Below are 25,321 nucleotides of genomic sequence, written 5' to 3'. Positions count from 1 at the left end.
ACTCAGGGGGAGATTCATGGAACGTCGGCAATTTGTGACTGCAATGGGCGCGTTGGCCGCCGCAACCGCCGCCACGGGGACTTTGGCGGCCGAAGATCCGCACGCTCACCATCATGGCGGCGGCGCCAAATATAAGGCTTTGTTCGAGTCGACCACCAAATGCGTCGCCGCGGGCGAGGAATGCCTGCGTCACTGCTTCGAGATGCTCGCGGCCAATGACGCCAGCATGGGTCCTTGCACCAAGTCCACCTTCGACGTCGTCGCGGCCTGCAAGGCTCTGGCGTCGCTCTCGGGCACGGCTTCGGCGCTCACGCCCTCCTTCGCCAAGGCTGTGGCTCAGGCTTGCCTCGCCTGCAAGAAGGAATGCGACAAGTTCCCGAATATCGCAGAGTGCAAGGCTTGCGGCGACGCCTGCAAGGCCTGCGCCGACGAATGCGAGAAGGTCGCGGCCTAAAGCCCGATTATTCGCGGGACGCGCCATGGCGCGTCTCGTCTTTGCTGAAACATCGATTATATTGAGCTTTGCGCCCCGGGGCGGCCGAAGCGCATTTCGACGAACTCTGGATTTTCTCTCAGCGAGCCGCCGGCCATTCTCTCCCCGCGTCGCGTGACGCGGGTCGAAACGGAGCCTGCACAGTGACCCACAGAGCGCCGGAAATCCTTTCGCCCGAGACGCATTCTCACGGCGTCGCCTCCTTCTTTCTGCGGCAATGGCCCTATTTCCTCATGCTCCTGCTGGCGCTGTTCGGCGTCGCCTATACGAGCGTGACGCGCCAGGGCATGACGACCTATTGGATCGCGCTCGCGCCGATCTTCGGGCTCATCAGCATCGCCGGCGGCTGGCAGGAGGCGGAGACCGCAGAGGAAAAGTGGCGGCTGGTGCGCACGCAGGTTTTGCATTGGGGCGCGGTGCTCGCCGCAATGTGCCTCATCTTCATCGGCGATGTGAAGCAGATGATGAATTCCGACAGCAGCGCGCTCACCGTGCTCACCGTGCTGGCGCTCGGCTCCTTCACCGCGGGCATTCACGCGGATGTCTGGCGCGTGTCGCTGGTCGGCCTGCTGCTCGGCCTCGCCGTTCCGGCCATCGCCTGGCTCGAGGAATCGACGCTGCTGATCCTGCTGATCGTCGCCGTGATCGCGGCCTTGGGCGCCTTTGTGTTCCTGCGCGACCGCAAGCCGGCGTGAAGCTGACATAAAGACTTGTTTATATCTTTATTGCATCTGCTCCGCCGCCTTGCTATAGGCGGCCAGGCCCGTCCCGCTCGCCTTCTCGAGGCGAGACAACGCCTGAAGGGAGCGTCATGACCACCCATTTCAACGATTATGTCGTCGCCGACATCGGCCTCGCCGATTGGGGCCGCAAGGAGCTCAACATCGCCGAGACCGAAATGCCCGGCCTCATGGCGACCCGCGCGGAATTCGGCCCGTCGCAGCCGCTGAAAGGCGCGCGCGTCGCCGGCTCGCTGCATATGACCATTCAGACGGCCGTGCTGATCGAGACGCTGAAGGCGCTGGGCGCCGACGTGCGCTGGGCGTCCTGCAACATCTATTCGACCCAGGACCACGCCGCCGCCGCCATCGCCGCCTCCGGCACGCCCGTCTTCGCCATCAAGGGCGAGAGCCTCGAGGATTATTGGGACTACACCCATCGCATCTTCGAATGGGGCGACGGCGGCACGCCGAACATGATCCTCGACGATGGCGGCGACGCCACTCTGCTCATCCACCTCGGCCTGCGCGCCGAGAATGGCGACACGGCTTTTCTCGACAAGGCGACCAATGAGGAGGAGGAAGTCCTCTTCGCCGCGATCAAGAAGCGCCTCAAGGCCAATCCGGGCTTCTACAAGCGCAACGCCGAGGCCATCAAAGGCGTGACCGAGGAGACCACCACCGGCGTGCATCGCCTCTATGTGATGCACAAGGAAGGCAAGCTCCTGTGGCCGGCGATCAACGTCAATGATTCGGTCACCAAGTCGAAGTTCGACAATCTCTATGGCTGCCGCGAATCGCTGGTCGACGGCATTCGCCGCGCGACCGATGTGATGATGGCCGGCAAGGTCGCCTGCATCGCGGGCTATGGCGATGTGGGCAAGGGCTCGGCCGCTTCGCTGCGCAACGCCGGCTGCCGCGTGCTCGTCACCGAGATCGATCCGATCTGCGCGCTGCAGGCCGCGATGGAAGGCTATGAGGTCACGACGATGGAAGACGCCGCGTCGCGCGCGGATATCTTCTGCACCGCGACCGGCAATGTCGACGTCATCACGACCGAGCACATGCGCGCCATGAAGGACCGCGCCATCGTCTGCAACATCGGCCATTTCGACAGCGAGATTCAGGTCTCCGGCCTGCGCAATCTCAAATGGCACAATGTGAAGCCGCAGGTCGACGAGGTCGAGTTCGCCGACGGCAAGCGCATCATTCTGCTCGCCGAAGGCCGCCTCGTTAATCTCGGCTGCGCGACCGGCCATCCGTCCTTCGTGATGTCGGCGTCCTTCACCAATCAGACGTTGGCGCAGATCGAGCTGTGGACCAAGCAGGGCCAGTATCCGGTGGGCGTCTACACGCTGCCCAAGCATCTCGACGAGAAGGTCGCGTCGCTGCATCTCGACAAGATCGGCGTGAAGCTCACCAAGATGACCGAGCAGCAATCCGCCTATCTCAACGTGCCGCAGAACGGCCCGTTCAAGCCGGACCATTACCGCTACTGATTTCCCTCGCCTCGCGAGCGCGATACGGCGGAGCGATTCTCTCGCTCCGCCGTTTTTTTTCGCGCGACGCCAGTTCGGCGAAATCCTTAGGCGCTAGTCTCCCGGTCACGATCCGCGTTTCACTTTTCGACGGCGCGCTTTAGATTAGACGCGATTCGAGACGGCGCCTCGGTGGCGCGCGGACGGCTTACGGCGTTTGTTTGCGATGAGCCTTTGCAAATCGAACGTGGAGACCGGTTCGCATGTTTCACGATGCGGCCTTCGGGCCGAAAGCGTTGCCGCCTGCGCGACGTCGGGGAGCGTCCTCGACGCTCGTTCGCAACGTCACGCGCGGGCTCGCCTCCGCCAGTCTGCTGCCCTTCGGCGGACCGGCGCGGGCGGAAGCGCTCGCCAATCTTCTCAGCACCACCGATAACGCCGAATTCGTCAATCTCGCGCTGACCGGCGGTCTCGCGCTTTTCGCCGTCGTCGTCGCCTTCACCCATCTCGGCGAGCGCAAGGTGTGGAGCCGGCGCGAGGCCCGGCTCGCGGCGGAGCTGGAAGCGACGCGTCAGCGGCTCGATCGCGCCGAGATTTTTCTCTCCAGCGAGCCGCAGCTCTTCGTCTCCTGGGACAATGCCGCCGGCGAGCCGGACATAGAGAACGGGCTCAATGATCCGGCCTTCGCGCGCCGCGTGCTCGCCTTCGGCTCCTGGCTCGGACCGGACGAGGCGGCGGCGCTGCAGGAGCGCGTCGATCGCCTGCGCCAGAATGGCGAAGGATTTCATCTCTCGCTCGCCAGCCTGCAAGGCCGACGCTTCGACGCCGAAGGCCGCGCCGTCGCCGGCCGCGCCGTGCTGCGCATTCGCGAGGTCTCCGGCGAGCGGCTCGAGCTCTTGTCCTTGCGCGAGCGGCATGGGCGCAGCGTCGCCGAATCGGAGGGGCTGCGCGCTCTGCTCGAGGCGCTGCCGACGCCGGTTTGGATGCGCGACGTCGAAGGCAAGCTCATCTTCGTCAATTCCGCCTATGCGCAAGCGGTGGAGGCGGAAAGCGCGGCCGACGCGCTGCGCCGCCAGATCGAGCTGCTCGACAATGACGCGCGCCTGCAAGCGCAGACGGCGCGTGGACGCGACGAGGTTTGGCGCGCGCGTGTGACGGCGGTGGTCGCCGGCGAGCGGCATCGTCTCGATGTCGTCGCGGCGCCCTGCCACGGCGCCGCCGCGGCGCTCGCCATCGACCGCCAAGAGATCGACACGACGCGCGCCGATCTCGAGCAGCAGATGCAGGCGCATTCGCGCACGCTGGATCAATTGCCGATCGCCGTCGCCATTTTCGATCGCGCCAAGCGCCTCACCTATCGCAACGCAGCCTATGAGAATCTCTGGCCGCTCGATCGCGCTTTTCTCGATCAGGGGCCGAGCGACAGCGAGATTCTCGATCGTCTGCGCGCCGAGCAGCGCCTGCCCGTCGAGGCCGATTACAAAGCCTGGAAGGCGCGGCTGCTGGAGGCCTATCAATCCTCCGAGGAACATCACGAGCATGTCTGGCACATGCCGAATGGGCGCACGCTGCGCGTCGTGGCGAACGCCAATCCGCAAGGCGGCGTCACCTATCTCTACGACGATGTGAGCGAGCGCTATTTCCTCGAGTCCCGGTTTCATGCGCTCGATCGCATGCAGAACGAGACGCTGGAGAATTTGCGCGAGGGCGTCGCCGTCTTCGGCGCCGACGGACGCTTGCGCTTCTGCAATCCGGCCTTTCTCGCGCTATGGGCGCTCGAGAAGAGCATTGTCGACGAGAAGCCGCGCTTCGACGCCGTCGCCAATCTCTGCCGGCCGCTGCATCTCAACGAGGAGACGTGGAGCGAGCTGCGCGGCTTCGTCACCGGCTTGCAGGACATGCGCCAGGGCTTCACGCGGCGCATAGAGCGTTCCGACGGCGTGGTGCTCGACTGCACCGCGCAGCCGCTGCCGGAGGGCGCGGCGCTGCTCACCTTCGTCGATGTGACGGCCGGCGTGAATGTCGAGCGCGCCCTCACCGAGCGCAATCAGGCGCTGATGGCGGCGGAGAAGATCCGCAACGATTTCGTCCATCATGTTTCTTACGAGCTGCGCTCGCCGCTCAACAACATCATCGGCTTCATTCACCTGCTCGGCGAGAAGACGACCGGCGAGCTCAACGCCAAGCAGCTCGAATATCTCGGCTATGTCGGCAAGTCATCGGCGGCGCTGCTGGCCATCATCAACGACATTCTCGATCTCGCCACCATCGACAGCGACGCCATGGAGCTGGAGCTCGAGGAGGTGGACGCCGGCGACGCCATGCGCGCCGCGGCCGAGGGCGTTCAGGACCGGCTGGCCGAAAACGACATAGAGCTGCAGATCGTCGCCACGGGCGAGGTCGGGCGCTTTCGCGGCGACGCCAAGCGCATCCGCCAGATCCTGTTCAATCTGCTCGCCAATGCGATCGGCTTTTCTCGGCCGGGACAAACCATTACCCTCGCGGCGTTGCGTCGGGAGGGGGAAATCGTGTTCAAGGTCGCCGATCGGGGGCGGGGCATCGCCCCGGAGGTCCTCGACAAAGTCTTCGACCGTTTCGAGTCGCACACCTCGGGCTCGCGCCACAGGGGCGTCGGGCTCGGCCTCTCCATCGTGCGCGCCTTCACCGAGCTGCATGGCGGGCGCGTGCTCATCGACTCCGCGCTCGGCGAAGGCACGACGGTCACTTGCATATTCCCGGCGCAGGAGAGCGGCGGCCAGCAGGGTCTCGCCCCGCGTGAAAAAGGACAGGCCTCATGAGCGAAGAGGCCGAATGGCTGATCGACGTCGCCGATGAAGCGCAGACCGCGGAGCTCGCCGCCCGCCTCGCCCCGCTCATTCGCGACACGGTGCGGGTCGTCACCCTCTCCGGCGATCTCGGCGCGGGCAAGACGGCCTTTGCGCGGGCGCTGATCCGCGCGCTGGCGCAGGACCCGACGCTGGAGGCGCCGAGCCCCACATTCACGCTGATGCAGCTCTATGAGACGCCCGCCTGCCGCATTCTGCACGCCGATCTCTATCGCATCGCCGGCGGCGAGGCGGAGCTCGAGGCCATGGGCTTCGAGGAGGCGACAGAGGATGCGCTGGTGCTGGTCGAATGGCCGGAGCGCGCGCCGAGCCTCTTTGCCGGCGAGCGGCTGGAGGTGCGGCTCTCCTTCGCCGCGCCGGAGACGCCGGACGCGCGCCGCATCGGCATTCTCGCTCATGGCAAGGCGGCGGGGCGGCTCAAGGCCTTCCGCACCATGCGGGAGTTTCTGGAGCGCGCCGGCTGGGCCGACGCCACGCGCGAATATTTGCAGGGCGACGCTTCCTCGCGCGTCTATGAGGTATTGCGTCGGCCGGATGGCGCGCAGGCCATATTGATGATCTCGCCGGCGCGGCCGGATGGCCCGCCGATCCGCTATGGCAAGCCCTATAGCGCCATCGCGCGCCTCGCCGAGACGGTGAAGCCCTTCGTGGCGATGGCGGATGCGCTGCGCGGGCAGGGCCTCTCCGCGCCGCAAATCTACGCCTATGATCTCTCCGCCGGCTTCGTGCTGCTGGAGGATCTCGGCCGCGACGGTGTCGTCGCCAGCGGCGCGCCCATCGCCGATCGCTATTTGGAGGCGCTGGCGGCGCTCGCGCCGCTGCATGCGCGGCGCCTGCCGGATGTCCTGCCGGTGGAAGGCTCGACCCCTTATCACATTCCGCCCTATGATCTCGACGCGCTGCTGATCGAGGTCGAGCTGCTGCTGGAATGGTATGCGGCGCGGGTCGGCGGCGGCGGCATATCGTCCGGCTCCAAGGCGACCTTCGTCAATCTTTGGCGCCAGGCGCTGATCGAGATCGTGATGTCGGCGCCGACCTGGACCTTGCGCGATTTCCATTCGCCCAATCTCATCTGGCTGCCCGACCGCCAGGGAACGGCGCGCGTCGGCGTCATCGATTTCCAGGACACTGTGCTCGGCCATCCCGCCTATGACGTCGTGTCGCTGACGCAGGATGCGCGCGTCGACGTGCCGGACGAATTGGAGATGCGGCTGCTCGGCCATTACGCCCGCAAGCGCCGCGAGGCCGATCCGCTGTTCGACATGGCGGCTTTCGCGCGCGCCTACGCCATTCTCGGCGCGCAGCGCGCGACCAAAATCCTCGGCATTTTCGCGCGGCTCGATCAGCGCGATCACAAGCCGCAATATCTCGTTCATCTGCCGCGCGTGGAAAGCTATCTGCGCAAGGGCCTGCGCCATCCCGCGCTCGCCGATCTCGAGGCCTGGTATGTCGCCAACCTCCCCGCGCTCTTCCATGCCTGAGGCGGCTTTCGTCTTCGCCGCCGGGCTCGGCACGCGCATGCGGCCGCTGACCGACCGGCTGCCCAAGCCGCTCGTCGCGATCGACGGCGTCACCCTGCTCGATCGTTCGCTGGACGCTTTCGCGCAGGCCGGCGTCGCCACGGCGATCGTCAACGTCCATCATCTCGCCGATCAGATCGAGACGCATCTCGAGGGCCGGCGGACGCCGCGCATAATCCTCTCCGACGAGCGCGAGAAGCTGCTCGATCAAGGCGGCGGGATAAAGAAGGTTCTGGATCGCTTCGCCGGACGGCCCTTCTTCATCTGCAACACCGACGCCTTCTGGATCGGCGCGCGCGCCGACAATCTGCGCCGCCTCGCCGATCTCTGGGACCCGGAGATCATGGACATCGCTCTGCTGCTGGCTCCGCGCCTCGGCAGCGTCGGCGTCGATTGGGACGGCGATTTCCATCGGGCGGCGGACGGCCGGCTGACGAAGCGCGCCGCGGGGGAGACCGCGGATTTTGTCTATGCCGGAATAGGCGTCGTCAAGCCGCAATTGTTCGAGACTGTCGAGCAGGATGTGTTTCCCCTCGCGCCGTTTTTCTTTCGCGCGGCGGAGCAGGGGCGGCTCTTCGGCGCGCCGCTGGACGGCAAATGGCTGCATGTCGGCACGATGGGCGTGATCGAGGAGGCCGAAAGCGCCGTCGCCGAGGAGAAAGACCGGTTGCGACAAGTCGCAGGGGAAGGATAGAGCAAAGGCTCCAGGATTTTTTTACCCTTGCGACGTCTTGTCCGGCCGCGATGCGGCTGCGCTGCTGTTTATGACTTTCAGACCATGGCATATTCGATGCTACGCTTACGCTCCAGGAGCGGAAACTCTCGGCATTCGAGCAATTTGCAACTCATAGGATCGTGAACCGCGATGATTGCATTGGCGCCGACCCTATATTTATTCGGCGCCTTCATGCTGTCGCTGCTCGGCGTCTTCCTCTATGCGATCTGGCGCAGCGACGAAGAAGCCGAAGAATTATGGTGGTGGGCCGCGGTCTTCGCGACGGCGGGCGCCTCGGCGCTCTGCTACGCTTTCCGCAATGAGGTCGAGTGGCTCTCGATCATTTTCGGAAACGCGCTCACTTTATGGGCATGCGGTCTGCTGTGGACGGGCATTCTCGTTTTTGTCGGCGAGCCGGTTCGGCCGCTGCTGGCCCTGCTCGGCGGCGTGATTTGGGCCGCCGGCCTGTGGCGCGCCGATATTCACTTTCGAATTTCAGAAGTCTCCGCGATCTCGGCGATCTATGAAGTCGCCGCCGCCGTCCAATTGTTCCGCTACAACCGAATCGGCGGCCAGCGCCTCTTCGTGTCTCGCGTGACGGCCTGGATCATCGCGCTGCAGGCGGGGTTCGAAATTGCGCTCGCGATCGCCGCGCCCTTTCTCACGGTCAATGAAACGAGCTTCCTCACCAGCCCCTATCTGAAATACCGCTTCCTCGAGCTCTCCGGCTTTATCGCCGTTCTCGGCTTTCTATTGGCGACGCTCTCCAAAGAGCGCCTCGCGAAGCGAAGAGAAGTCGCGGCGATGGTCGATCCGTTGACGGGCCTTCCCAATCGGCGAGCTTTCGAACGGGCGGTCGAGCGCGCGAAGCGGTCGGCCCCGGCGCCGTCGACGGCGGTGCTCGTCTTCGATCTCGACAATTTCAAATATATCAACGACCGCTTCGGCCATGCCGAGGGCGACCGCGTGCTGGCCGTATTCGGCGCGACGGCGACGCGAAACACGCGATCGAGCGACATGCTGGCGCGCATCGGCGGCGAGGAATTCGTCGCCATCCTCTCTCCGGCCGATCGGACGAGCGCATTGGCGATCGCCGAACGCATTCGCTCGGCTTTCATCCATGACGCCGCGCATCTCGCGGACGGCGCGGCGACCGTCAGCGTCGGCGTCACCGTTCTCGAGGATGCGACGCCGGATCTCGCCGCCATGACCCGCGTCGCCGACGATGCGCTCTATCGCGCCAAGGCGGAGGGGCGCAATCGCGTGATCTTCGCCGGCGCGCAACGACGCGGCGATGCGGGCATCCTGAGCGTAACAGCGCGTTAACCAAAGCGCATCCATACTGCCCCTACGTGCCGTGAGCCTGGCCGCGTGACGCGGGCGGCCGGCGCACGCCACGCTTGTCTCAGGGCGGTCATGGGCGAGATCATCGAATCGATAGTGATCGGCGCAGGGCCTGCGGGCCTCACCGCCGCTTTTGTTCTAGCGAAGAACGGCCGCGAGGTTCTCGTCCTCGAGCAGGACCGATCCTATGTCGGCGGCATCAGCCGCACCGCGAGCTACAAGGGCTTTCTCTTCGACATAGGCGGTCACCGCTTCTTCTCGAAATCGAAAGAGATCGTCGATCTGTGGGACGAGATTCTCCCGCATGATTTCATCGAGCGGCCGCGTCTGTCGCGCATCTTCTATCGCGAGAAATTCTACGCCTATCCGCTGAAGGCTTTCGAGGCGCTGAAGAATCTCGGGCTCTTCGAGAGCGCGCTGTGCATGGCGTCCTTCGCCTTCGCCAAGGCCTTTCCGGTGAAGGAGCCGCGCTCCTTTCATCAATGGGTGCGCAATCAGTTCGGCGAACGGCTGTTCGGCATTTTCTTCAAGACCTATACCGAAAAAGTATGGGGCATGAGCTGCGACGACATCTCCGCCGATTGGGCGGCGCAGCGCATCAAGGGCCTCAGCCTCGGCGCGGCGATCATCGACGGATTGCGCCGCTCCTTGAAGCTCCGCAAATCCGGCAACGCGGCGAAGACGCTGATCGAATCCTTCCGCTATCCGCGTCGCGGCCCCGGCATGATGTGGGAAGCCGCCGCGCGCAAGATGCAGAAGCTCGGCGGCGGTCTGCGAATGGGCTGCAAGGTCGAGCAGCTCGCTTTCGATGAAGCGAGCGGAATTTGGACCGTCACGACGCGCGATGCGCAAGGCGTCGTCGAGACGCATCGCGCGCGCAATGTGCTCTCCTCCGCGCCGCTGCGCGAGGTGATGAATGCGCTGACGCCGACGCCGCTCAGCCTCTTCAACGCGCGCGCGCTCGCCTATCGCGATTTTCTCACAGTCGTGCTGATCGGACGGCCGCAGGAGGAGTTCCCAGACAATTGGATCTATATTCATGATCCGTCGGTGAAGGTCGGCCGCGTGCAGAATTTCAAATCCTGGTCGCCGGAGATGATCGCCGATGGCGTCTCCACTTGTCTCGGCCTCGAATATTTCTGCTTCGAGGGCGATGGATTGTGGAACGCGGCGGACGCCGATCTCGTCGCGCTCGCCAAGGACGAGATCGCGAAGATCGGCCTCATGAAGGCGGAGGATGTGCGCGACGCCTGCGTCGTGCGTCAGGCCAAGGCCTATCCGGTCTATGACGATTCCTACGCCGCCAATGTGCAGGCGATTCGTCTCGAGCTGGCGGCGCGCTATCCGGGCCTGCATCTCGTCGGCCGCAACGGCATGCACAAATACAACAACCAGGATCATGCGATGATGACCGGTATGTTGACCGCGCTCAACATCATCGCCGGCCGCGCCGTCTATGACGTCTGGGGCGTGAACGAGGACGCCGAATATACGGAAGCCGGCGTCTCCGGCGCTCAGCAGGCGCTGGCGAGCGAGCGTCTCGTGCCGAAGCGGGTCGCTTGACGTGTCGACGCATCGCGTCTTCGCCGCCACGCGCGTGCTGCGCGATCTCATCGCTTATGGGCTGGCGAGCGGCGCGGCGCTGGCGCTCGACTATGGGCTGCTGCTGCTCTGTCATAAGACACTCGGCGTGCCCTATCTCGTCGCGGCGGCGATCGGCTTTTGCGGCGGGCTCGCGCTCGTCTATGCGCTCAGCATAAGTCTGGTGTTCCGCGATCGGCGCAGCGTGCGGCCGGCGTCGGAATTCACGCTTTTCTGCGCCATCGGCCTCGCCGGCTTGCTCGTCACCGAGGCGCTGATGCTGCTCCTCGTCGGCCGTCTCGGCTTCGATCCCGCCTTTGCGAAAATTCCGACCGCCGGCGTCGTCTTCCTGTTCAATTTCACCGCGCGCCGCGCGCTTCTCTTCTCGGCGCCGGCCGCCAAGGCGTCTGCGTGAGCGCGCTCGCCGGCGAGACGGCGCGCGTCCATGTGCGGACGCGTCGTGAAATTCCGCTTCTCGCCGCCATTATCCCGGCGCTCGCCGGCGCTGCGCTATTGACGCTCCCTCGCGCGCGCGCCGTGTGGAGCGCCGGCGAATTCTACGATTCCGACGACGCCATGCGCGCCGTGCAGCTGCGCGATCTCCTCGCCGGCCAATCCTGGTTCGATATGACGGCTCGAAGGCTCGATCCGCCGGACGGGCTCTTCATGCATTGGTCGCGCATCGTCGATACGCCGCTCGCCGCGCTCGATCTGCTGTTCGGGCTGCTGCTCGCGCCGGAGATGGCGGAGCGCGCGACGCGGCTCGCCTTTCCGTTTCTCTGCCTCGCCCTGCTCTTCGCGCTCGCGGCCTTTGTGGCGCGCGTCATGGCGGATCGCCCGGCGCGCATGCTCGCCGTCTGGCTGGTGTTTCTCTCGGCGCCGATGTTCATGCAATTCACGCCGGGCCGCATCGATCATCATGCGCCGCAGATCGTGCTGCTGATGGCGACATTCGGCCTCATCGCGCTCGGCCTCGACGCGAAACGTCCTCTGGCGCTCGCGGCCGCCGCCGCGCCGCTCGCTCTGTCGCTCGCAATCAGCCTCGAGAATCTTCCCTTCTTCATTGTGCTGTTGGCGGCGCCGGCGATCCTCTTCCTCATCGAAGGCGCGGCGGCGTCGCGCCGCCTTCTCTCATTCGCTCTCGGCCTGCTCGTCTTCGCGCCGCTCGCTTACGCGGCGACTGTCGCGCCTTCGCGCTACGGCCTTTCGGCCTGCGACGCCTATTCGGCCGTCCATATTCGCGCTATCATCGTCGGCGCGCTCGGCTTCGCGGCGCTGGCCGCCGCCGCGCCGCGCCTCGAGACGTTTGCGCGCCGCGCCATCGCGCTCGGCCTCGTCGGCGGGGCCGCGCTCGGGGCTTTCATCGCCAGCGCGCCGCAATGTCTCGGCGATCCGCTGGTCGGGCTCGATCCGCTGCTGCGCGATCTCTGGCTTTCCCATGTCACCGAGGCCAAGCCGCTGAAGGCTTTTATTTCCGATCCGGCCCTGATGGTCTCCACCGCCGCGCCGGTGCTGCTCGGCCTCCTCGCCGCCATTGTCCTCGCCTGGCGGGAGCATGGTCTCGCGCGCGGGCGCTGGGCCATGCTGGCGGCGGCGATTCTCATCGGCTTCGCCGCGGCGCTCTGGCAGATTCGCGTCTTCTCCTCGGTCACGCCGCTGGCCATGATCGCGCTCGCCGGCGCGGCGGCCGCGCTATCGGCGCGCCTCGCGCACGTCATGCCGCTGCTGCGCTGGCTCTCGATCGGCCTGCTCTGCCTCTTCGTCTCGCCCATGGGCCTCGCTGTGGCGCTGCAATCGGACGGCGAGGCCGCCCCGCGCGAGACCCGTCGCGCCTGCCTCGAGGCCGCGGCCTTCTCCGGCCTCGCGGCGCTGCCGCCGGCGCGCATCGTCGCGCCCGTCGATATGGGAGCGCATATTCTCGCCTTCACGCCGCATCAGGTCTTCGCCGCGCCCTATCATCGCGACAATCGCGGCAATCGCCTCGCGGTCGACGCTTTTCTGGCCGACCCTGCCGCGGCCGAGCGCCTGCTGCGCGCCGCTGGCGCCGAGCTGCTGCTCTGGTGCGACGGCGGCGAGACCGGCAACGCCCTCATCGAGCGCGCGCCCCATGGGCTGGCGGCCGCCCTCGCGCGTGGCGAGAGCCCCTCCTTTCTCGAGAAAATCCCACTCGAGCGCTCGCCTTTCCATGTTTTCGCCCTGCGTCCTGCGCAATAATATCCGGCGCATCGCCGCGTCCGCCGTAACAGGAATCCGATACCGCCCATGTCCGCATCGCTGATCGATCGCCGCCGGCTCCTCCTCGCCGCCTCCAGCCTGCCCTTCGCCCGGCCGTCCTTCGCGCAGCAGGCGCTGGAGGCGGAGGAGGATCTGCAAGTGCGGATCGAGAACCGATCCACGCCCGAGCTCTGCGCCGAGAAGGACAATATCGAGCTGGATTTCGTCTCGCCGCAGGTGCGGCGCATGCGCGTGCAGGCGGTTCATCCCTCCTATATCGGCATGATCGGCTCGGACCGCTGGGCGCCGGATTGGACGAGCTGCGATCTCTCGCATGACTCCAAATTCGCCGCCGACGCGCGCCGCCTCACCTTTTGGGAGACGCCGGAATTCTGGCTGGTCGGCTACACTTTCCCCTCCTTCTGGCGGCCCAATGACGTGCCGGTGCGCGTCGGCGATCGGGTGGAGAAGGGCTTTCATCTCGTGCAGCTGTGGATGACCTATCGCGAGCGCGCGGAGGAAATTCTGGTCTTCTATCCGCCGGACGGTTATTGGCGCGCGCGCCCGCTGCCGTTCGAGGACATGCGCTGGACGGCCTATGGCTCCTCCTTCCTCATCGGCCCGGTGGAGGTGCAGGAGCGCCCCATCGTCGCGCTGAAGGAGATCGTCTTCGATCCCGAGGCGCGCAGCTTCACCCTGCGCTTCCGCCGCGGCGGCGAGGCGAAGATTCGTCTCGGCTCCATCGATCAGGATCGCATCGTGCTCGATGTCTCCTATAGCGACGCAATGCCGGACGGCCTGCCCTTCGCCTCGCTGCGGTCCATGTACACCACGCAATCGATGAGCGACGCGGCGCTGGTCGCCTGGCGCGCCAAGCGCGGCATAGGCTGGCAGGAGGCGCCGGTCATCGGCTTTCCCGGCGCGCCGGCGACGGAAATCTGGCTCGGCCGGCACATGCCGTCGCGGCACAATCTCTCGGCGCCGGATATGGTGTTCGGCAAGTTCCAATCGACCGCGGCGACGGCGGTCAAATGACCGCGCGGCTTCTTTGGCTGGATGTCGCGCGCGGCCTCGCCGTGCTGGCGATGTTCGCCTTTCACTTCGGCTGGGACCTCGGCCATTTCGGCCATATCGATCCCGACATCCCCTATTCGGACGCCTATAAGGCGTTCGGCCATGCGATCGCGTCGAGCTTTCTGTTCATCGCCGGCTTGTCGCTGACGCTCGCGCAGGGGACGGCGTTTCGCGCGCGCGCCTATTGGCGACGGCTCGCGCTGCTCATCGGCGCCGCGCTGCTGGTGAGCGCCGGGACCTATATCGCCTTCCCGTCGAGCTTCGTCTTTTTCGGCATTCTGCATTGCATAGCGGCGGCGAGCCTGCTCGCTCCGCCTTTCCTGCGGCTGCCCTGGCCGGCAGCTTTCGCCGCGGGCTTCGCCTTGGTCATCGCATCCTTCGTCGCGCGGGCGTCTTTCTTCGATGCGCCGTGGTTCTGGTGGACGGGGCTTTCGACCTTCGAGCCGATGACCAATGATTATCGTCCGCTCGCGCCCTGGGCGGGGGCGCTGCTCTTCGGCGTCGGCGCGGGGAAGCTGGCGCGTCTACGCCCGGCGACTGCCGCCGGCGCGCAAGGCAATGCGGCGACGCGGGCCGTCGCCTTGCTCGGGCGGCATAGCCTCGCGCTCTATCTCCTGCATCAGCCTTTGTTCTTCGCCGGCTTCACCGCCGTCGCCATGCTGCTCGCGCCGATGCAGAATGCGCGTTTCGAGGAAGCCTGCCGCGCGCAATGCGTGGCGTCTGGCGCCAATGCTCAAAAATGCGAGACGGCTTGCGATTGCGCGGCGCGCGAGGCAGCGCGAGAGGATGCGCTGCCCGACGCCGCGACCGACGACGGCCGCGCCCGTCTCGAGAGAATCGCGCGCGCCTGCGTGGTGAAGTGATCGATCGATTCGGTCGCGGTCCGGTGAGTCGAAGGTTTCCTCGTCCTGAGGAGCCCGCGTAGCGGGCGTCTCGAAGGACGAGGAAACCGTCAGCGCGCCGTCTGGAGCTCGCCCTCGTGCTTCGAGACGGCGGCTACGCCGCCTCCTCAGCATGAGGGCGAGGCTGATTGCCCTTCAACCTATAGCGCCCGAATGCGCGATGATCGGGTTTCGACCGCCCTCAATCATTCGGCGCGAGCATATTCTCCGGCCGCACCAGCGCGTCGAATTCGGCGTCCGTCACCTTGCCGGACTTCAGCGCCTCCTCGCGCAGCGTCGTGCCATTGTGATGCGCGGCGCGGGCGATCTTGGAGGCGGCGTCATAGCCGATCTTGGGCGCCAGCGCCGTCACCAGCATCAGCGAGCGCTCCAGGAAATTCTTGATATTCGCCTCGTCCGGCTCGATCCCGTCGATGCAGCGGGTGATGAAGCTGTCGATGCCGTCGGCGAGCAATATCGTCGATTCGAGCAGCGCCGCGGCGATCACCGGCTTCAGCACATTCAGCTCGAGATGGCCCTGCGAGGCGGCGAAGGTGACGGTGGCGTTATTGCCGAAGACGCGCGTGCAGACCATGGTCAGCGCTTCGACCTGGGTCGGATTGACCTTGCCCGGCATGATCGACGAGCCCGGCTCGTTCTCCGGCAGCTTCAGCTCGGCGAGGCCGGCGCGTGGGCCGCAGCCGAGCAGGCGAATGTCGCAGCCGATCTTATAGAGGCCGGCGGCGAGCGCGTTCAGCGCGCCATGGGCGAAGACGGCTGCGTCATGGGCGGCGAGCGCCTCGAATTTATTCGGCGCGGTCTGGAAGGGAAGGCCGGTCTGCGCCGCGATCTTGGCCGCGACCGCCTCGGCGAAGCCTTTGTAAGTGTTCACGCCGGTGCCGACGGCGGTGCCGCCCTGGGCGAGCAGGAACAAATCCTCGAGCCCCTGGCGGATGCGCTTGGCGCCGAACTCGGCCTGCGCCGCATAGCCGGAAAACTCCTGGCCCAGCGTGACCGGGGTGGCGTCCTGCAAATGGGTGCGGCCGATCTTGACGATATGCTCGAAGGCCTTGGACTTGGCGGCGAGCGCGGCGTGCAGCCGCTCCACCGCCGGCAGCAGGCGCTGCGATATGGCGATGGCCGCGGCGACATGAATGGCGGTCGGGAAGCTGTCGTTGGAGGATTGGCCGAGATTGACATGGTCATTGGGGTGGACCGGCGCCTTGGCTCCGCGGCCGGCGCCCAGCGCCTCATTGGCGCGATTGGCGATCACCTCGTTGACGTTCATGTTGGATTGCGTGCCGGAGCCGGTCTGCCAGACGACGAGCGGGAAATGCGCGTCGAGCTTGCCCTCGATCACCTCGCGGGCGGCGGCGGAAATTGCGGCGGCGACCTCGCTCTTCAGCAGGCCCTTCTCGAGATTGGCCTCGGCGGCCGCGAGCTTGACCCGCGCCAGCGCATGGACGATCTCGATCGGCATGCGGCCGACGCCGATGGGGAAATTCTGCCGCGACCGCTCCGTCTGCGCGCCCCAATAGGCGGAGGCCGGAACCTCTATGTCGCCAAAGGAATCGCGCTCGGTTCGGAATTCGGTCGTCTTGTCGGTCATCGGTCTCGCTCGCGGAAAATGATCGGGCTCGAGCTTCCCTATGGGGCATTTCGGCCCGTCTATCAATCATTGCCCGTGCGCGGCAGAATCGATTGCTCGCCGATGTAATAGGAATCGCCGATATCGCTGGTGGAGCGCAGCGCGAGCACCTCGGCGAGGCGATTGCGCGCGCGATTGACGCGGCTCTTCATCGTGCCGGGCGCGCAATTGCAGATGGCGGCGGCTTCCTCATAGGAGAGGCCGGAGGCGGCGACGAGGATCAGCGCCTCGCGCTGGTCGAGCGGCAGCTTCTGCAGCGCGCTGCGAAAATCGAGAAAATCCATATGCGCGTTCTGCGCGGGCAGCGACACCAGCCGCGCCGCTATGGCGCCGTCCGGGTCCGGCGCCTCGCGGCGCCGCTTGCGATAGTCGCTATAGTGGATGTTGCGGAGAATGGTGAACAGCCAGGCCGTGAGATTGGTGCCTTCGGTGAAGGAGGCGAGGCTGCTCCAGGCCTTGACCAGCGTCTCCTGGACGAGATCGTCGGCGCGATCGGCGTTGCCGCAGAGCGAAACCGCGAATGCGCGCAGATTGGGAATCGCCGCGACGAGGTCGGCTTTGGTCCCCTTTCCTTGGGCTTTCGCCGCTTCGGATGTCGACACTATCCCTCCCCGGGCGTCTTCGACCGCTCCGGGGATATCGGGTCGCTCTCGAGACGGTTCAAGAGCTCTAAGAAACGATCCGGGACCGGCTGGCTGAGAACGTCGTCATAGAGTCCGCGCAGCTGCTCGCCGATCTGCTCGCCGAGGTCGCTGGTCTCCGCCGCCTTGGCGCGCGCGCTCCGCGCGGGACGTCGTGAATTCAGCACAACGAGCCCTTCGGGCGCCGCGACCAGGGCGCCGTCTTCCAGAATGCTTTCATTGGCGCTTTCGCTCGTGCTCAAGGCTGCGGCAGTGGACTTCCGGCTGCTTTTTACCATCTGCTCCTCGAGAATTCCCGTGAGGCCCGACTCTGGCGAGCGGACGCGGCCGCGCTATACTGCTTTGCGCCGACCCACGCACAACGCTAATTTTACCAAATAGTTCCCATATATACGGCGGCGATTTGACGCAGCACGGCGCGCCATGATGGCGCGACTTTCGCAACGCGAAACGAGGGACATGATGTCCATTTCTCAGGCTATTCTAAGGCATGTGCCCTATTTGCGGCGTTTCGCCCGCGCTCTCTCGGGCAGCCGCGAAGGGGGCGACGCCTATGTGCTGGCGACGCTCGAGACCGCGGTGGCGGATCCCACCCGCCTCGTCGCCGACGAGGATCTGAAAATCTCCCTCTATCGCCTGTTTCTGGAAATCTGGACGTCGAGCCCGATCAACGCCCACACCGACCATTCCGGCGCCGCGAGCGACGATGAGACGGGCGCGCGGCGCAATCTCGACGCCATATCGCTGCAGCCTCGCATCGCTTTTCTGCTGAGCGCGCTCGAGGGTTTTTCGCTGGGCGAGATCGCGCGCGCGCTCGCGGTCTCCGAGGCGCGGGCGGCGGCGCTCATCGACACGGCGAGCGCCGAGATCGCCGGCCAATTGGCGACCGATGTGCTCATCATAGAGGATGAGCCGCTGATCGCGCTCGATCTGCGCGGGCTGGTCGAGGAGCTCGGTCATCGGGTCGTCGCCGTGGCGCGCACCCATAAGGAGGCGGTCGAGGCCATATCCAAGACTCCACCCGGCCTCATTCTGGCCGATATTCAGCTTGCGGACGGCAGCTCCGGCCTCGAGGCGGTCAATGAAATACTGGGCGCGCTGTCGACCCCGGTGATCTTCGTCACCGCCTATCCAGAGCGCTTTCTCACCGGAGAGCCGCCGGAGCCGGCGTTTCTCATCGCCAAGCCTTTCAGCGTCGACAGCTTGAAAGCGATCATCAGTCAAGCTTTGTTTTTCGACCGACGGTCCCATCTCAAATACAATGATAAGCACAAGTGAGCAATTAGGCCATAGCGTAGGTAATAGCTGATTCTCGTACGTATAGACCACAGGCCGAATTGCGGCAAAAAAAACTTCTATCGGAAGCGAATAGAGCGCAACCTTGTCTTGACTCGGGCGTTGACTCCCGGGGGACAAGAGAAGGTAAAAGATATGACGGCGATCCAGGAACCGAAAAAGTCGAACCGTGGCTTTGCTTCGATGGACCCCGAGAAGCAGCGGGCGATCGCGCGCAAGGGCGGCCAGAACGTTCCCGATGAAAAGCGCAGCTTCTCGCAGAACCCCGAGCTGGCGGCCAAGGCCGGGCGCAAGGGCGGGCAGAGCGTCGATCCGACGAAGCGGAGCTTCTCCCGCGATCACCAGCTCGCGTCCGAGGCGGGACGCAAGGGCGGCCACGCCTCCCACAGCAAGCCGAGAACAGCCGCGGAGTAATCCGCGGCCTTTTTCTTCGCCGTATCGCGGCCGGCTGACGTCAGCGGCGCGAAGGCCTCAGGCGGCGTGGGGCGTGGAGGTTTGCGCGATGATGGAATAGAGGGCCGAAGGGTCCCGCGTCGCGCGAATCGTCGCCACGATCGAAGGGTCGCGCAGCACGCGCGCCGCGCAGGCCAGCGCCTTGAGGTGATCGGCGCCGGAAGCCTCCGGCGTCACCAAAAGAAAGATCAGATCGACCGGCGCGCCGTCGAGCGCCTCGAAGTCGATCGGCCGCTCCAGCCGCGCGAAAATCCCGAAGATCGTCTTGATGCGCGCCAGCTTGCCATGCGGAATGGCGACGCCGTCGCCGATGCCGGTGGAGCCGAGGCGCTCGCGCTGCAGCAGCGCGTCGAAGATCTCGCGGGCGGGCAGGCCGGAAATCTCGGCCGCCTTCTCGCTCAGCTCCTGAAGCGCCTGCTTCTTGCTGTTCGCCTTGAGCGCGGGAATGACCGCTTCTGTGGAGAGCAAATCCGCGAGCCGCATGTGGCGTCTATCCCATTCGAGGCCCTGTTGGGGCCGAGCTCCGCCGTCGCGCGTGTCGCGCGCGAAATCGCTGTTGATCATAGGATGCGCCGCGTCGCGCCATTGCGACCCGACCCGCGGCGGCGACGGCCGCTCTCATTCGGGTCGCAGGGCGAATTCCATTGGTGAGCAATAAGCATGGCCGCCCTCACAGCTTCATCCAATCAAAAGGCAAGATATATGCCGCCTATTCGCCGCCCGGCGCATCGATCCAACCGATATGGTCGTCGCCGCGTCGGTAGACAACATTGAGCCGACCGGTGTCGGCGTTGCGAAAAACGACCACCGGCGCGCCGGTCAGATCGAGGTCCAAAACCGCGGCCGAGACCGTCAGCCGACGCAGCCGCGACGTCGCCTCGGCGACGATCGTCGGCGCGAATTCTTTGGGCGCGTCCTGCTCCTGATCGGGCGCCTCGAGCACATAGCTCTGCGCCACCTCGCCGTCCTCGCGCAGGGCGTGATGATCCTTCAGCCGGCTCTTGTAGCGGCGCAGGCGCTTTTCGATGCGATCGGCGGCCTGATCGAAGGAGGCGTAGGGCTCCTGCGCGCGGCCGTCGGCCTGAACGTCGATTCCATTGAGATGCAGGCTGCAATCGGCGCGAAAGCCGGAGCCTTCCGGCGAGATCGTCACATGGCCGCTCAGCTCGCCGTCGAAATATTTGCCGGCGGCGGCCTTCAGCCGGTCGCCGACATGAATCCGCAAAGCCTCGCCGATGTTGATGTTTTTGCCGGACACGCGCAGCGACATATCGGATTCGCCTCGTCCATTGGAGGGCTCGCGCCGGGCGCGGAGCCGCCTTCCCTCGAAAAAAATCTCGCGATGGTCTCGTGAGCGTCGGTTTCGACCGTCCCCCCACGGTCCTCGCCGCGACGCCGGCGAATGTCCCGGCCCAGCGTTCGAGCGTCATTCTTGCCGTTCGAACGTGGCGGAAGACGGGCCGAGCTCGCATTTGCGCCCTGCCCGCTTCGGCGACAGGCTCTAAGTGCCTCGGCTCGGGAAGTCAATGGGCGAGCGTTTTGCTCATTCCCGTGGCGCCCGGGCGCCTAGGCGCTGCTACGGAGCCGATGAATCGCGTCTTCGAACAGAAAGGGCGCCGTCATTCGCGGCAGGGTGTTCCAGCGGGGCCGGGGACGCTCACAGCGCCGGCGCATTCTCCCGCGCCATCGCCTGCTTGGCGCGGCGTCGATCGACGGAAGAGGGAATGCGCAGGCTGTCGCGATATTTGGCGACGGTGCGGCGGGCGATGTCTATGTCCACCTCCTTGAGCCGCGCGACGATGGCGTCGTCGGAGAGCACGTCGAAAGGGCTCTCCTTGTCGATCATCTGCTTGATCTTGTAGCGCACCGCCTCGGCCGAATGGGCTTCGCCGCCGCTGGTGGTGGCGATGGAGGCGGAGAAGAAATATTTGAGCTCGAATATGCCGCGTGGCGTCATCATATATTTGTTGGAGGTGACGCGGGAGACGGTCGATTCGTGCATGCCGATGGCGTCGGCGATGGTGCGCAGATTGAGTGGCCGCAAATGCTCGACGCCCTTGGCCAAAAACGCGTCCTGCAGCCGCACGATCTCCGAGGCGACCTTCAAAATGGTGCGGGAGCGCTGCTCGAGGCTCTTGGTCAGCCAATTGGCGTTCTGCAGACAGCTCGAGATGAAGGTCTTGTCGCCGTCGCGCTTGGCGCCGGCGCTCACCTTCGCGGCGTAGGAGTGGTTGACCAGCACGCGCGGCAGCGCGTCGGAGTTCAGCTCCACCATCCAGCCGCCGTCGCTCGCCGGCCGCACGATCACATCGGCGACCAGCGGCTGGATCGGCGCGCCGCCGAAGGCGCGGCCGGGCTTGGGATCGAGACGGCGAACCTCCGCCGCCATATCCGTCACATCTTCCTCGTCCACGCCGCAGAGCCGCGCCAGGGCCGGGAAGTCGCGCTTGGCCAGCAGCGGCAGATTGGCGATGAAAATCTGCATCGCCGGATCGAAGCGGTCGCGCTCGCGCAGCTGAATGGCGAGACACTCTTGCAGGTCGCGCGCGCCGATTCCCGAGGGGTCGAAGCTCTGGATCGTCGCCAGCACGGCGGCGGCGCGCGCGGGGTCGGCGTCCAGCCGAAGGGCGATCTCGTTTATGTCCTCGCGCAGATAGCCGGTCTCGTCGATCGCGTCGATGATGGCGTGGCCGATCAGCCGGTCGCGCGGGTCGGCGGAGGCGAGGGCGAGCTGCTCGGCGAGATGATCGTGCAGATTGGCGTCCGCGGCGACATAGGCCTCGAGATTGGGCGTCTCGCCATCGCCGCCGACGCCGCTGGCGCCGGTCCAGGAATTGGCCGAGAGGCCTGCGCCCTCGAGCGAGCCCGAGGTGTCGGCGCCGGGACGCTGGCCCTCGAGCTCGAACGCGTTTCCGATCTCCGTGCCGAGCTCGGCCGCCAGCTGGCCGGCGTCCACCGCGAGGCTCTCCTGCGCCCAATCGCCTTCGCGCGGCTCGCCGACCCCGTCGAAGCTGGCCTCACCGCCATCGTTGTCGCCGCCGCGCTCCTGCGGGGCGTCGGGGAAGTCGTCGGACTCCACCGCCTCGAGCAGCGGATTTCGTTCGAGCTCCTCATGGAGGAAAGCGGAAAGTTCGAGATTGGAGAATTGCAGCAGCTTGATCGCTTGCAGCAGCTGGGGCGTCATCACCAGGGCCTGGCCCTGACGCATCATAAGCTTGGTGGAAATAGCCATTTTCCGCCTACTCGAAACTTTCCGCCATTACGTACGGCATTGGGCCGCCACAACGGCTGTTCTCGGCCTGTTTCTTGCTTATAGCACGGGGAGGGATGGGGCGCAGGACCATTTATTCGGCGCCCACCGGAAATTCCGCCTAGCAGTTAATCGCCGCGACGCTTCCGGTCGGAATTTCGTTCCAAAAATCACAAATCACATGCGGAAATCTTCGCCGAGATAGATGCGCCGCACATCGGGGTGCGCGACGATCTCGTCGGGCGTTCCTTCCGTCAAAACATGGCCGTTGTAGATGATGTAGGCGCGGTCGGTGAGGCCGAGCGTCTCGCGGACGCTGTGGTCCGTTATCAGCACGCCGATGCCGCGCGCCTTCAAATGCCGCACGAGGTCCTGAATGCCGCCGACGGCTATGGGGTCGATGCCCGCGAAAGGCTCGTCCAGCAGCATGAAGGCGGGGCGGCCGGCGAGGGCGCGGGCGATCTCGCAGCGCCGCCGCTCGCCGCCCGAGAGCGCCACCGCCGGCGTGCGGCGCAGGCGCTCGAGCTTGAACTCCTCCAGCAGCGCGTCCAGCTCCTGCTCGCGCAGGCGTTTGTCGGGCTGGGTGATCTCCAGCACGGCGCGGATATTGTCCTCGACCGTGAGCCCGCGGAAAATCGACGCCTCTTGCGGCAGATAGCCGATGCCGAGCCGCGCCCGTCGATACATGGGCAGGCCGGTGACGTCATAGCCGTCGAGCGCGATGACGCCGCGATCGGGCTTCACCAGCCCGGTTATCATATAGAAAACAGTGGTCTTGCCGGCGCCATTGGGGCCGAGCAGGCCCACCGCCTCGCCGCGCGCCACATGCAGGCTCACATCCTCGACGACGCGGCGGGTCTTATAGGCTTTGGCGAGATGCTGGATCGACAGCACGCCCTTATGCGTGGCGATCTCGGCCTCGGAATAGGACGCGGGATCGGCGCCGATCTCGGGCGTCTCCTCGGCGCCTAAATTATCGGCGCCCTCTTCGATCCGGGCGTCGATTTCGGCCGAAAAACGCGCCGAAGCTTCCGCTCGGGCGGGACGGCGCAGGCGCAGCCGTTCCCCGATCCGGCTCAATAGGCCGGGTCGGGCGTCGCTCGCGGATGGGTAGGATCGAAAGCTCAAGCCTCAGCGCCCTGCACGAGAGAGACGGACCGCGAAGATCGCGCGCCGCTCGCGACGATCCTAAGCTTTCTCGACCAAAAACCCTCGTTACTTTTTTGCAATCCGGTAAACCGCGATCAGGCCCAGGGCCGAGCCGCGGCCGTCTTGGCCTCGAAAGCGTCGATCGCGCCGGCCTTTTGCAGCGTGAGGCCGATATCGTCCAGCCCCTCGAGCAGGCAGTGCTTACGGAACGGATCGATGTCGAATTTGACGACGCCGCCGTCCGGGCCGCGAATCTCCTGCGCCGGCAGGTCGATCGTCAGCGTGGCGTTGGCGCCGCGCGCCGCGTCGTCCATCAGCTTCTCGAGCTGGGCCTGCGTGACCTTGATCGGCAGAATGCCGTTCTTGAAGCAGTTGTTGTAGAAGATATCCGCGAAGCTGGTGGAGATCACCGCCTTCACGCCATAGTCCAGCAGCGCCCAGGGGGCGTGCTCGCGCGACGAGCCGCAGCCGAAATTATCGCCCGCCACCAGAATCTTGACGTCGCGATAGGCCGGCTTGTTGAGCACGAAATCGGGATTGTCCGAGCCGTCGTCCTTATAGCGCAGCTCCGAGAAGAGACCCTTGCCGAGGCCGGTGCGGGCAATCGTCTTCAGATATTGCTTCGGAATGATCATGTCCGTGTCGATGTTCATGATCGGCAGCGGCGCGGCGACGCCGGTGAGGGTGACGAATTTTTCCATTTCGGACTGTCCTGGAGCCTCGGGCGCGCGGGGCGCTCTCCGGCGCCCTTTAGCAAATCGTCGCCAAAGGCGCAAAGCAGGCGATCCTGTGGCGGCCGCCGAGATTGTGACGTGAAAATACTCTGCCTACAATCGAAGGCCGGAGCGACGAGCCGCGTCTCGGTCGCTTTTTGATCGGAATCCAAATGTCGGCCGCGCGCAGAACATTGCTTCATCGGCTCGTCGTCGGGGATATCATCCACGCCACGACGCCGAATGGCGCGAGCCTGATTTGCCTGGTGACGCGTCTCACGAAAATTCAAGTCGAGGCGCGGGTCGTGACGACGCAAAAGACCGTCCGAATCGACCGAAACACCGGCTTAGGCCGCCTGGGGGCCGAAGCCGTGGCCTGCGCCGTCGATTCCGTGGCGCCGCTTCCCGTCGCCATTCACAATGAGATGCTGGGAATAGACCGGAAGTTTCGATTGGCCCAAAGCGATGAGGATGCGAAGCTGACGAGCTCAGAGAAAGACGCGCTCATATTTATAGACTCGTTCTATCCCGAAAGACCGATCTAGCGATATGTCGACGCCGTGGCCGCTTGCCGTTTGAGACGATCGGTCGTATAAGAGCGCCATGAGCAGACGGGACGTGAACGATATTCGGCGCAAGCTCCTGGACCAGGGCGTCGCTTTGCTGATGGAGCAGGGCTATCACGGCACTGGCCTGCACGAGCTGGTGCAGAGCGTCGGCGTGCCCAAGGGCTCCTTCTACAATTACTTCCCCAGCAAGGAAGCGTTCAGCGCCGAGGTGGTGAAGCATTATATCGACCCCTTCATCGCCCAGCTGGACGCGCATCTCGCGCGCACGGACATCGGCGCAGATGCGGCGCTCCGCGCCTATTTCGACGAGCTGATCGCCGATACGGAGCGCCGGGAGTTCAAAGGCGGCTGCCTGCTCGGCAATCTGATCGGCGAGATCGGCGACACCAGTGATCTGTGCCAGACATCGCTGCGCGAGGCGGTGCGCCGCTATCGCGACAAGCTGCGGGAGGGAGTTGCGCGCGGCCAGGCGGAGGGCTGTTTCCGCCGTGATCTCGACGCCAAGGAAATGGCCGATTTTCTGGTGGACGCGTGGCAGGGCTCGCTTCTGCGCATGAAGATCGAGCGCTCCGTCCGTCCGCTGACCCAGTTCCGCGACATGCTGCTGAACGGCTATTTCCGCGCCTGATTTTTTGCCCGGATTTGAGACGACCGGTCATTTTAAACAGAGGTCGAATCCGAGGCGAACGATCGCCCCGGAGGATCCGCCGCGCCCCGAGCGCGTCGAAAAAACCGCG

Annotated in this window: 24 protein-coding genes; 16 read left to right on the top strand and 8 right to left on the bottom strand. The window is 65.3% G+C overall.

Annotated features, from left to right (window positions below; all coding sequences use genetic code 11):
• The first annotated feature begins 16 nt into the window (after nucleotides 1-16).
• The 12 genes from METLW4_RS0116485 to METLW4_RS0116430 all read left to right on the top strand — a co-directional run bounded on the left by METLW4_RS0116485 (nucleotide 17) and on the right by METLW4_RS0116430 (nucleotide 14,847).
• Entirely contained in the window at nucleotides 17-454 is a 438-nt protein-coding gene (locus METLW4_RS0116485) for a four-helix bundle copper-binding protein (protein ID WP_026191566.1), read from the top strand.
• Between the two features lie 182 nt (nucleotides 455-636).
• Nucleotides 637-1,188 carry a hypothetical protein gene (locus tag METLW4_RS0116480; RefSeq protein WP_018267337.1) on the top strand — a complete coding sequence of 184 codons (552 nt, stop codon included), beginning with the start codon at nucleotides 637-639 and terminating at the stop codon, nucleotides 1,186-1,188.
• A 116-nt stretch (nucleotides 1,189-1,304) separates the two neighbouring features.
• Complete coding sequence (gene ahcY, locus METLW4_RS0116475) at nucleotides 1,305-2,711, top strand: adenosylhomocysteinase (RefSeq protein ID WP_018267336.1); 1,407 nt, start codon at nucleotides 1,305-1,307, stop codon at nucleotides 2,709-2,711.
• Between the two features lie 242 nt (nucleotides 2,712-2,953).
• The gene (locus tag METLW4_RS0116470) at nucleotides 2,954-5,488 is read left to right on the top strand and encodes a PAS domain-containing sensor histidine kinase (RefSeq protein ID WP_018267335.1); all 2,535 of its coding nucleotides are present in this window, start codon (nucleotides 2,954-2,956) and stop codon (nucleotides 5,486-5,488) included.
• The gene (locus METLW4_RS0116465; RefSeq protein WP_018267334.1) at nucleotides 5,485-7,017 is read left to right on the top strand and encodes a bifunctional tRNA (adenosine(37)-N6)-threonylcarbamoyltransferase complex ATPase subunit type 1 TsaE/phosphotransferase; all 1,533 of its coding nucleotides are present in this window, start codon (nucleotides 5,485-5,487) and stop codon (nucleotides 7,015-7,017) included. Before METLW4_RS0116470 ends, METLW4_RS0116465 begins: the two co-directional genes overlap by 4 nt.
• Nucleotides 7,010-7,750, top strand: coding sequence for a nucleotidyltransferase family protein (locus METLW4_RS0116460; protein WP_018267333.1), 741 nt, complete (start codon nucleotides 7,010-7,012; stop codon nucleotides 7,748-7,750). Before METLW4_RS0116465 ends, METLW4_RS0116460 begins: the two co-directional genes overlap by 8 nt.
• A gap of 171 nt (nucleotides 7,751-7,921) precedes the next feature.
• The gene (locus tag METLW4_RS0116455) at nucleotides 7,922-9,097 is read left to right on the top strand and encodes a GGDEF domain-containing protein (protein ID WP_018267332.1); all 1,176 of its coding nucleotides are present in this window, start codon (nucleotides 7,922-7,924) and stop codon (nucleotides 9,095-9,097) included.
• 90 nt (nucleotides 9,098-9,187) lie between these two features.
• Nucleotides 9,188-10,678: an NAD(P)/FAD-dependent oxidoreductase gene (locus tag METLW4_RS0116450; protein ID WP_018267331.1), complete on the top strand. Its 1,491-nt coding sequence runs from the start codon at nucleotides 9,188-9,190 to the stop codon at nucleotides 10,676-10,678.
• A gap of 1 nt (nucleotide 10,679) precedes the next feature.
• Entirely contained in the window at nucleotides 10,680-11,111 is a 432-nt protein-coding gene (locus tag METLW4_RS0116445; RefSeq protein ID WP_018267330.1) for a GtrA family protein, read from the top strand.
• On the top strand, nucleotides 11,108-12,910 hold the full coding sequence (locus METLW4_RS0116440; RefSeq protein ID WP_018267329.1) for a hypothetical protein: 1,803 nt from the start codon (nucleotides 11,108-11,110) through the stop codon (nucleotides 12,908-12,910). The genes METLW4_RS0116445 and METLW4_RS0116440 overlap by 4 nt, the downstream gene beginning before the upstream one ends.
• Nucleotides 12,911-12,958: 48 nt before the next feature.
• Entirely contained in the window at nucleotides 12,959-13,945 is a 987-nt protein-coding gene (locus METLW4_RS0116435) for a hypothetical protein (protein WP_018267328.1), read from the top strand.
• A complete protein-coding gene (locus METLW4_RS0116430) occupies nucleotides 13,942-14,847 on the top strand; it encodes a heparan-alpha-glucosaminide N-acetyltransferase (protein ID WP_018267327.1) in 906 nt (301 codons plus the stop codon). The genes METLW4_RS0116435 and METLW4_RS0116430 overlap by 4 nt, the downstream gene beginning before the upstream one ends.
• A 220-nt stretch (nucleotides 14,848-15,067) precedes the next feature.
• Here the strand turns inward: METLW4_RS0116430 and fumC are convergent, their stop codons facing one another.
• The 3 genes from fumC to METLW4_RS28335 form a co-directional block, all read right to left on the bottom strand.
• A complete protein-coding gene (gene fumC / locus METLW4_RS0116425; RefSeq protein ID WP_018267326.1) occupies nucleotides 15,068-16,474 on the bottom strand; it encodes a class II fumarate hydratase in 1,407 nt (468 codons plus the stop codon).
• 62 nt (nucleotides 16,475-16,536) lie between these two features.
• Nucleotides 16,537-17,115 carry a sigma-70 family RNA polymerase sigma factor gene (locus tag METLW4_RS0116420; protein ID WP_018267325.1) on the bottom strand — a complete coding sequence of 193 codons (579 nt, stop codon included), beginning with the start codon at nucleotides 17,113-17,115 and terminating at the stop codon, nucleotides 16,537-16,539.
• Nucleotides 17,115-17,396, bottom strand: a complete 282-nt coding sequence (locus METLW4_RS28335) for a NepR family anti-sigma factor (protein WP_018267324.1) — start codon at nucleotides 17,394-17,396, stop codon at nucleotides 17,115-17,117. The genes METLW4_RS0116420 and METLW4_RS28335 overlap by 1 nt, the downstream gene beginning before the upstream one ends.
• 220 nt (nucleotides 17,397-17,616) lie before the next feature.
• On the opposite strand from METLW4_RS28335, the gene METLW4_RS0116410 reads away from it, so the two are divergent.
• Both METLW4_RS0116410 and METLW4_RS0116405 read left to right on the top strand, forming a co-directional pair.
• Nucleotides 17,617-18,432, top strand: coding sequence for a response regulator (locus tag METLW4_RS0116410; RefSeq protein ID WP_026191565.1), 816 nt, complete (start codon nucleotides 17,617-17,619; stop codon nucleotides 18,430-18,432).
• A gap of 153 nt (nucleotides 18,433-18,585) precedes the next feature.
• Nucleotides 18,586-18,864 carry a general stress protein gene (locus tag METLW4_RS0116405; RefSeq protein WP_026191564.1) on the top strand — a complete coding sequence of 93 codons (279 nt, stop codon included), beginning with the start codon at nucleotides 18,586-18,588 and terminating at the stop codon, nucleotides 18,862-18,864.
• A gap of 57 nt (nucleotides 18,865-18,921) precedes the next feature.
• Here the strand turns inward: METLW4_RS0116405 and ptsN are convergent, their stop codons facing one another.
• The 5 genes from ptsN to leuD all read right to left on the bottom strand — a co-directional run bounded on the left by ptsN (nucleotide 18,922) and on the right by leuD (nucleotide 24,003).
• Nucleotides 18,922-19,386, bottom strand: a complete 465-nt coding sequence (gene ptsN / locus METLW4_RS0116400) for a PTS IIA-like nitrogen regulatory protein PtsN (protein ID WP_026191563.1) — start codon at nucleotides 19,384-19,386, stop codon at nucleotides 18,922-18,924.
• 226 nt (nucleotides 19,387-19,612) lie between these two features.
• Entirely contained in the window at nucleotides 19,613-20,173 is a 561-nt protein-coding gene (gene hpf / locus METLW4_RS0116395; protein ID WP_018267320.1) for a ribosome hibernation-promoting factor, HPF/YfiA family, read from the bottom strand.
• A gap of 387 nt (nucleotides 20,174-20,560) precedes the next feature.
• Nucleotides 20,561-22,135, bottom strand: coding sequence for an RNA polymerase factor sigma-54 (gene rpoN / locus METLW4_RS0116390; RefSeq protein ID WP_026191562.1), 1,575 nt, complete (start codon nucleotides 22,133-22,135; stop codon nucleotides 20,561-20,563).
• Nucleotides 22,136-22,330: 195 nt separating this feature from the next.
• On the bottom strand, nucleotides 22,331-23,281 hold the full coding sequence (gene lptB, locus METLW4_RS0116385; protein ID WP_157235194.1) for an LPS export ABC transporter ATP-binding protein: 951 nt from the start codon (nucleotides 23,279-23,281) through the stop codon (nucleotides 22,331-22,333).
• 116 nt (nucleotides 23,282-23,397) lie between these two features.
• Nucleotides 23,398-24,003, bottom strand: coding sequence for a 3-isopropylmalate dehydratase small subunit (leuD, locus tag METLW4_RS0116380; RefSeq protein WP_018267317.1), 606 nt, complete (start codon nucleotides 24,001-24,003; stop codon nucleotides 23,398-23,400).
• A 185-nt stretch (nucleotides 24,004-24,188) separates the two neighbouring features.
• On the opposite strand from leuD, the gene METLW4_RS0116375 reads away from it, so the two are divergent.
• A complete protein-coding gene (locus METLW4_RS0116375; RefSeq protein ID WP_157235192.1) occupies nucleotides 24,189-24,560 on the top strand; it encodes a hypothetical protein in 372 nt (123 codons plus the stop codon).
• Between the two features lie 58 nt (nucleotides 24,561-24,618).
• Nucleotides 24,619-25,212, top strand: a complete 594-nt coding sequence (locus METLW4_RS0116370) for a TetR/AcrR family transcriptional regulator (protein WP_026191561.1) — start codon at nucleotides 24,619-24,621, stop codon at nucleotides 25,210-25,212.
• Nucleotides 25,213-25,321: the final 109 nt, after the last annotated feature.

Source organism: Methylosinus sp. LW4 (assembly GCF_000379125.1).
In the GTDB taxonomy this organism is placed as follows: Bacteria; Pseudomonadota; Alphaproteobacteria; order Rhizobiales; family Beijerinckiaceae; genus Methylosinus.
Note: the sequence above shows the minus strand (reverse complement) of the source record. Positions and strands in the feature narration are given on the sequence as shown.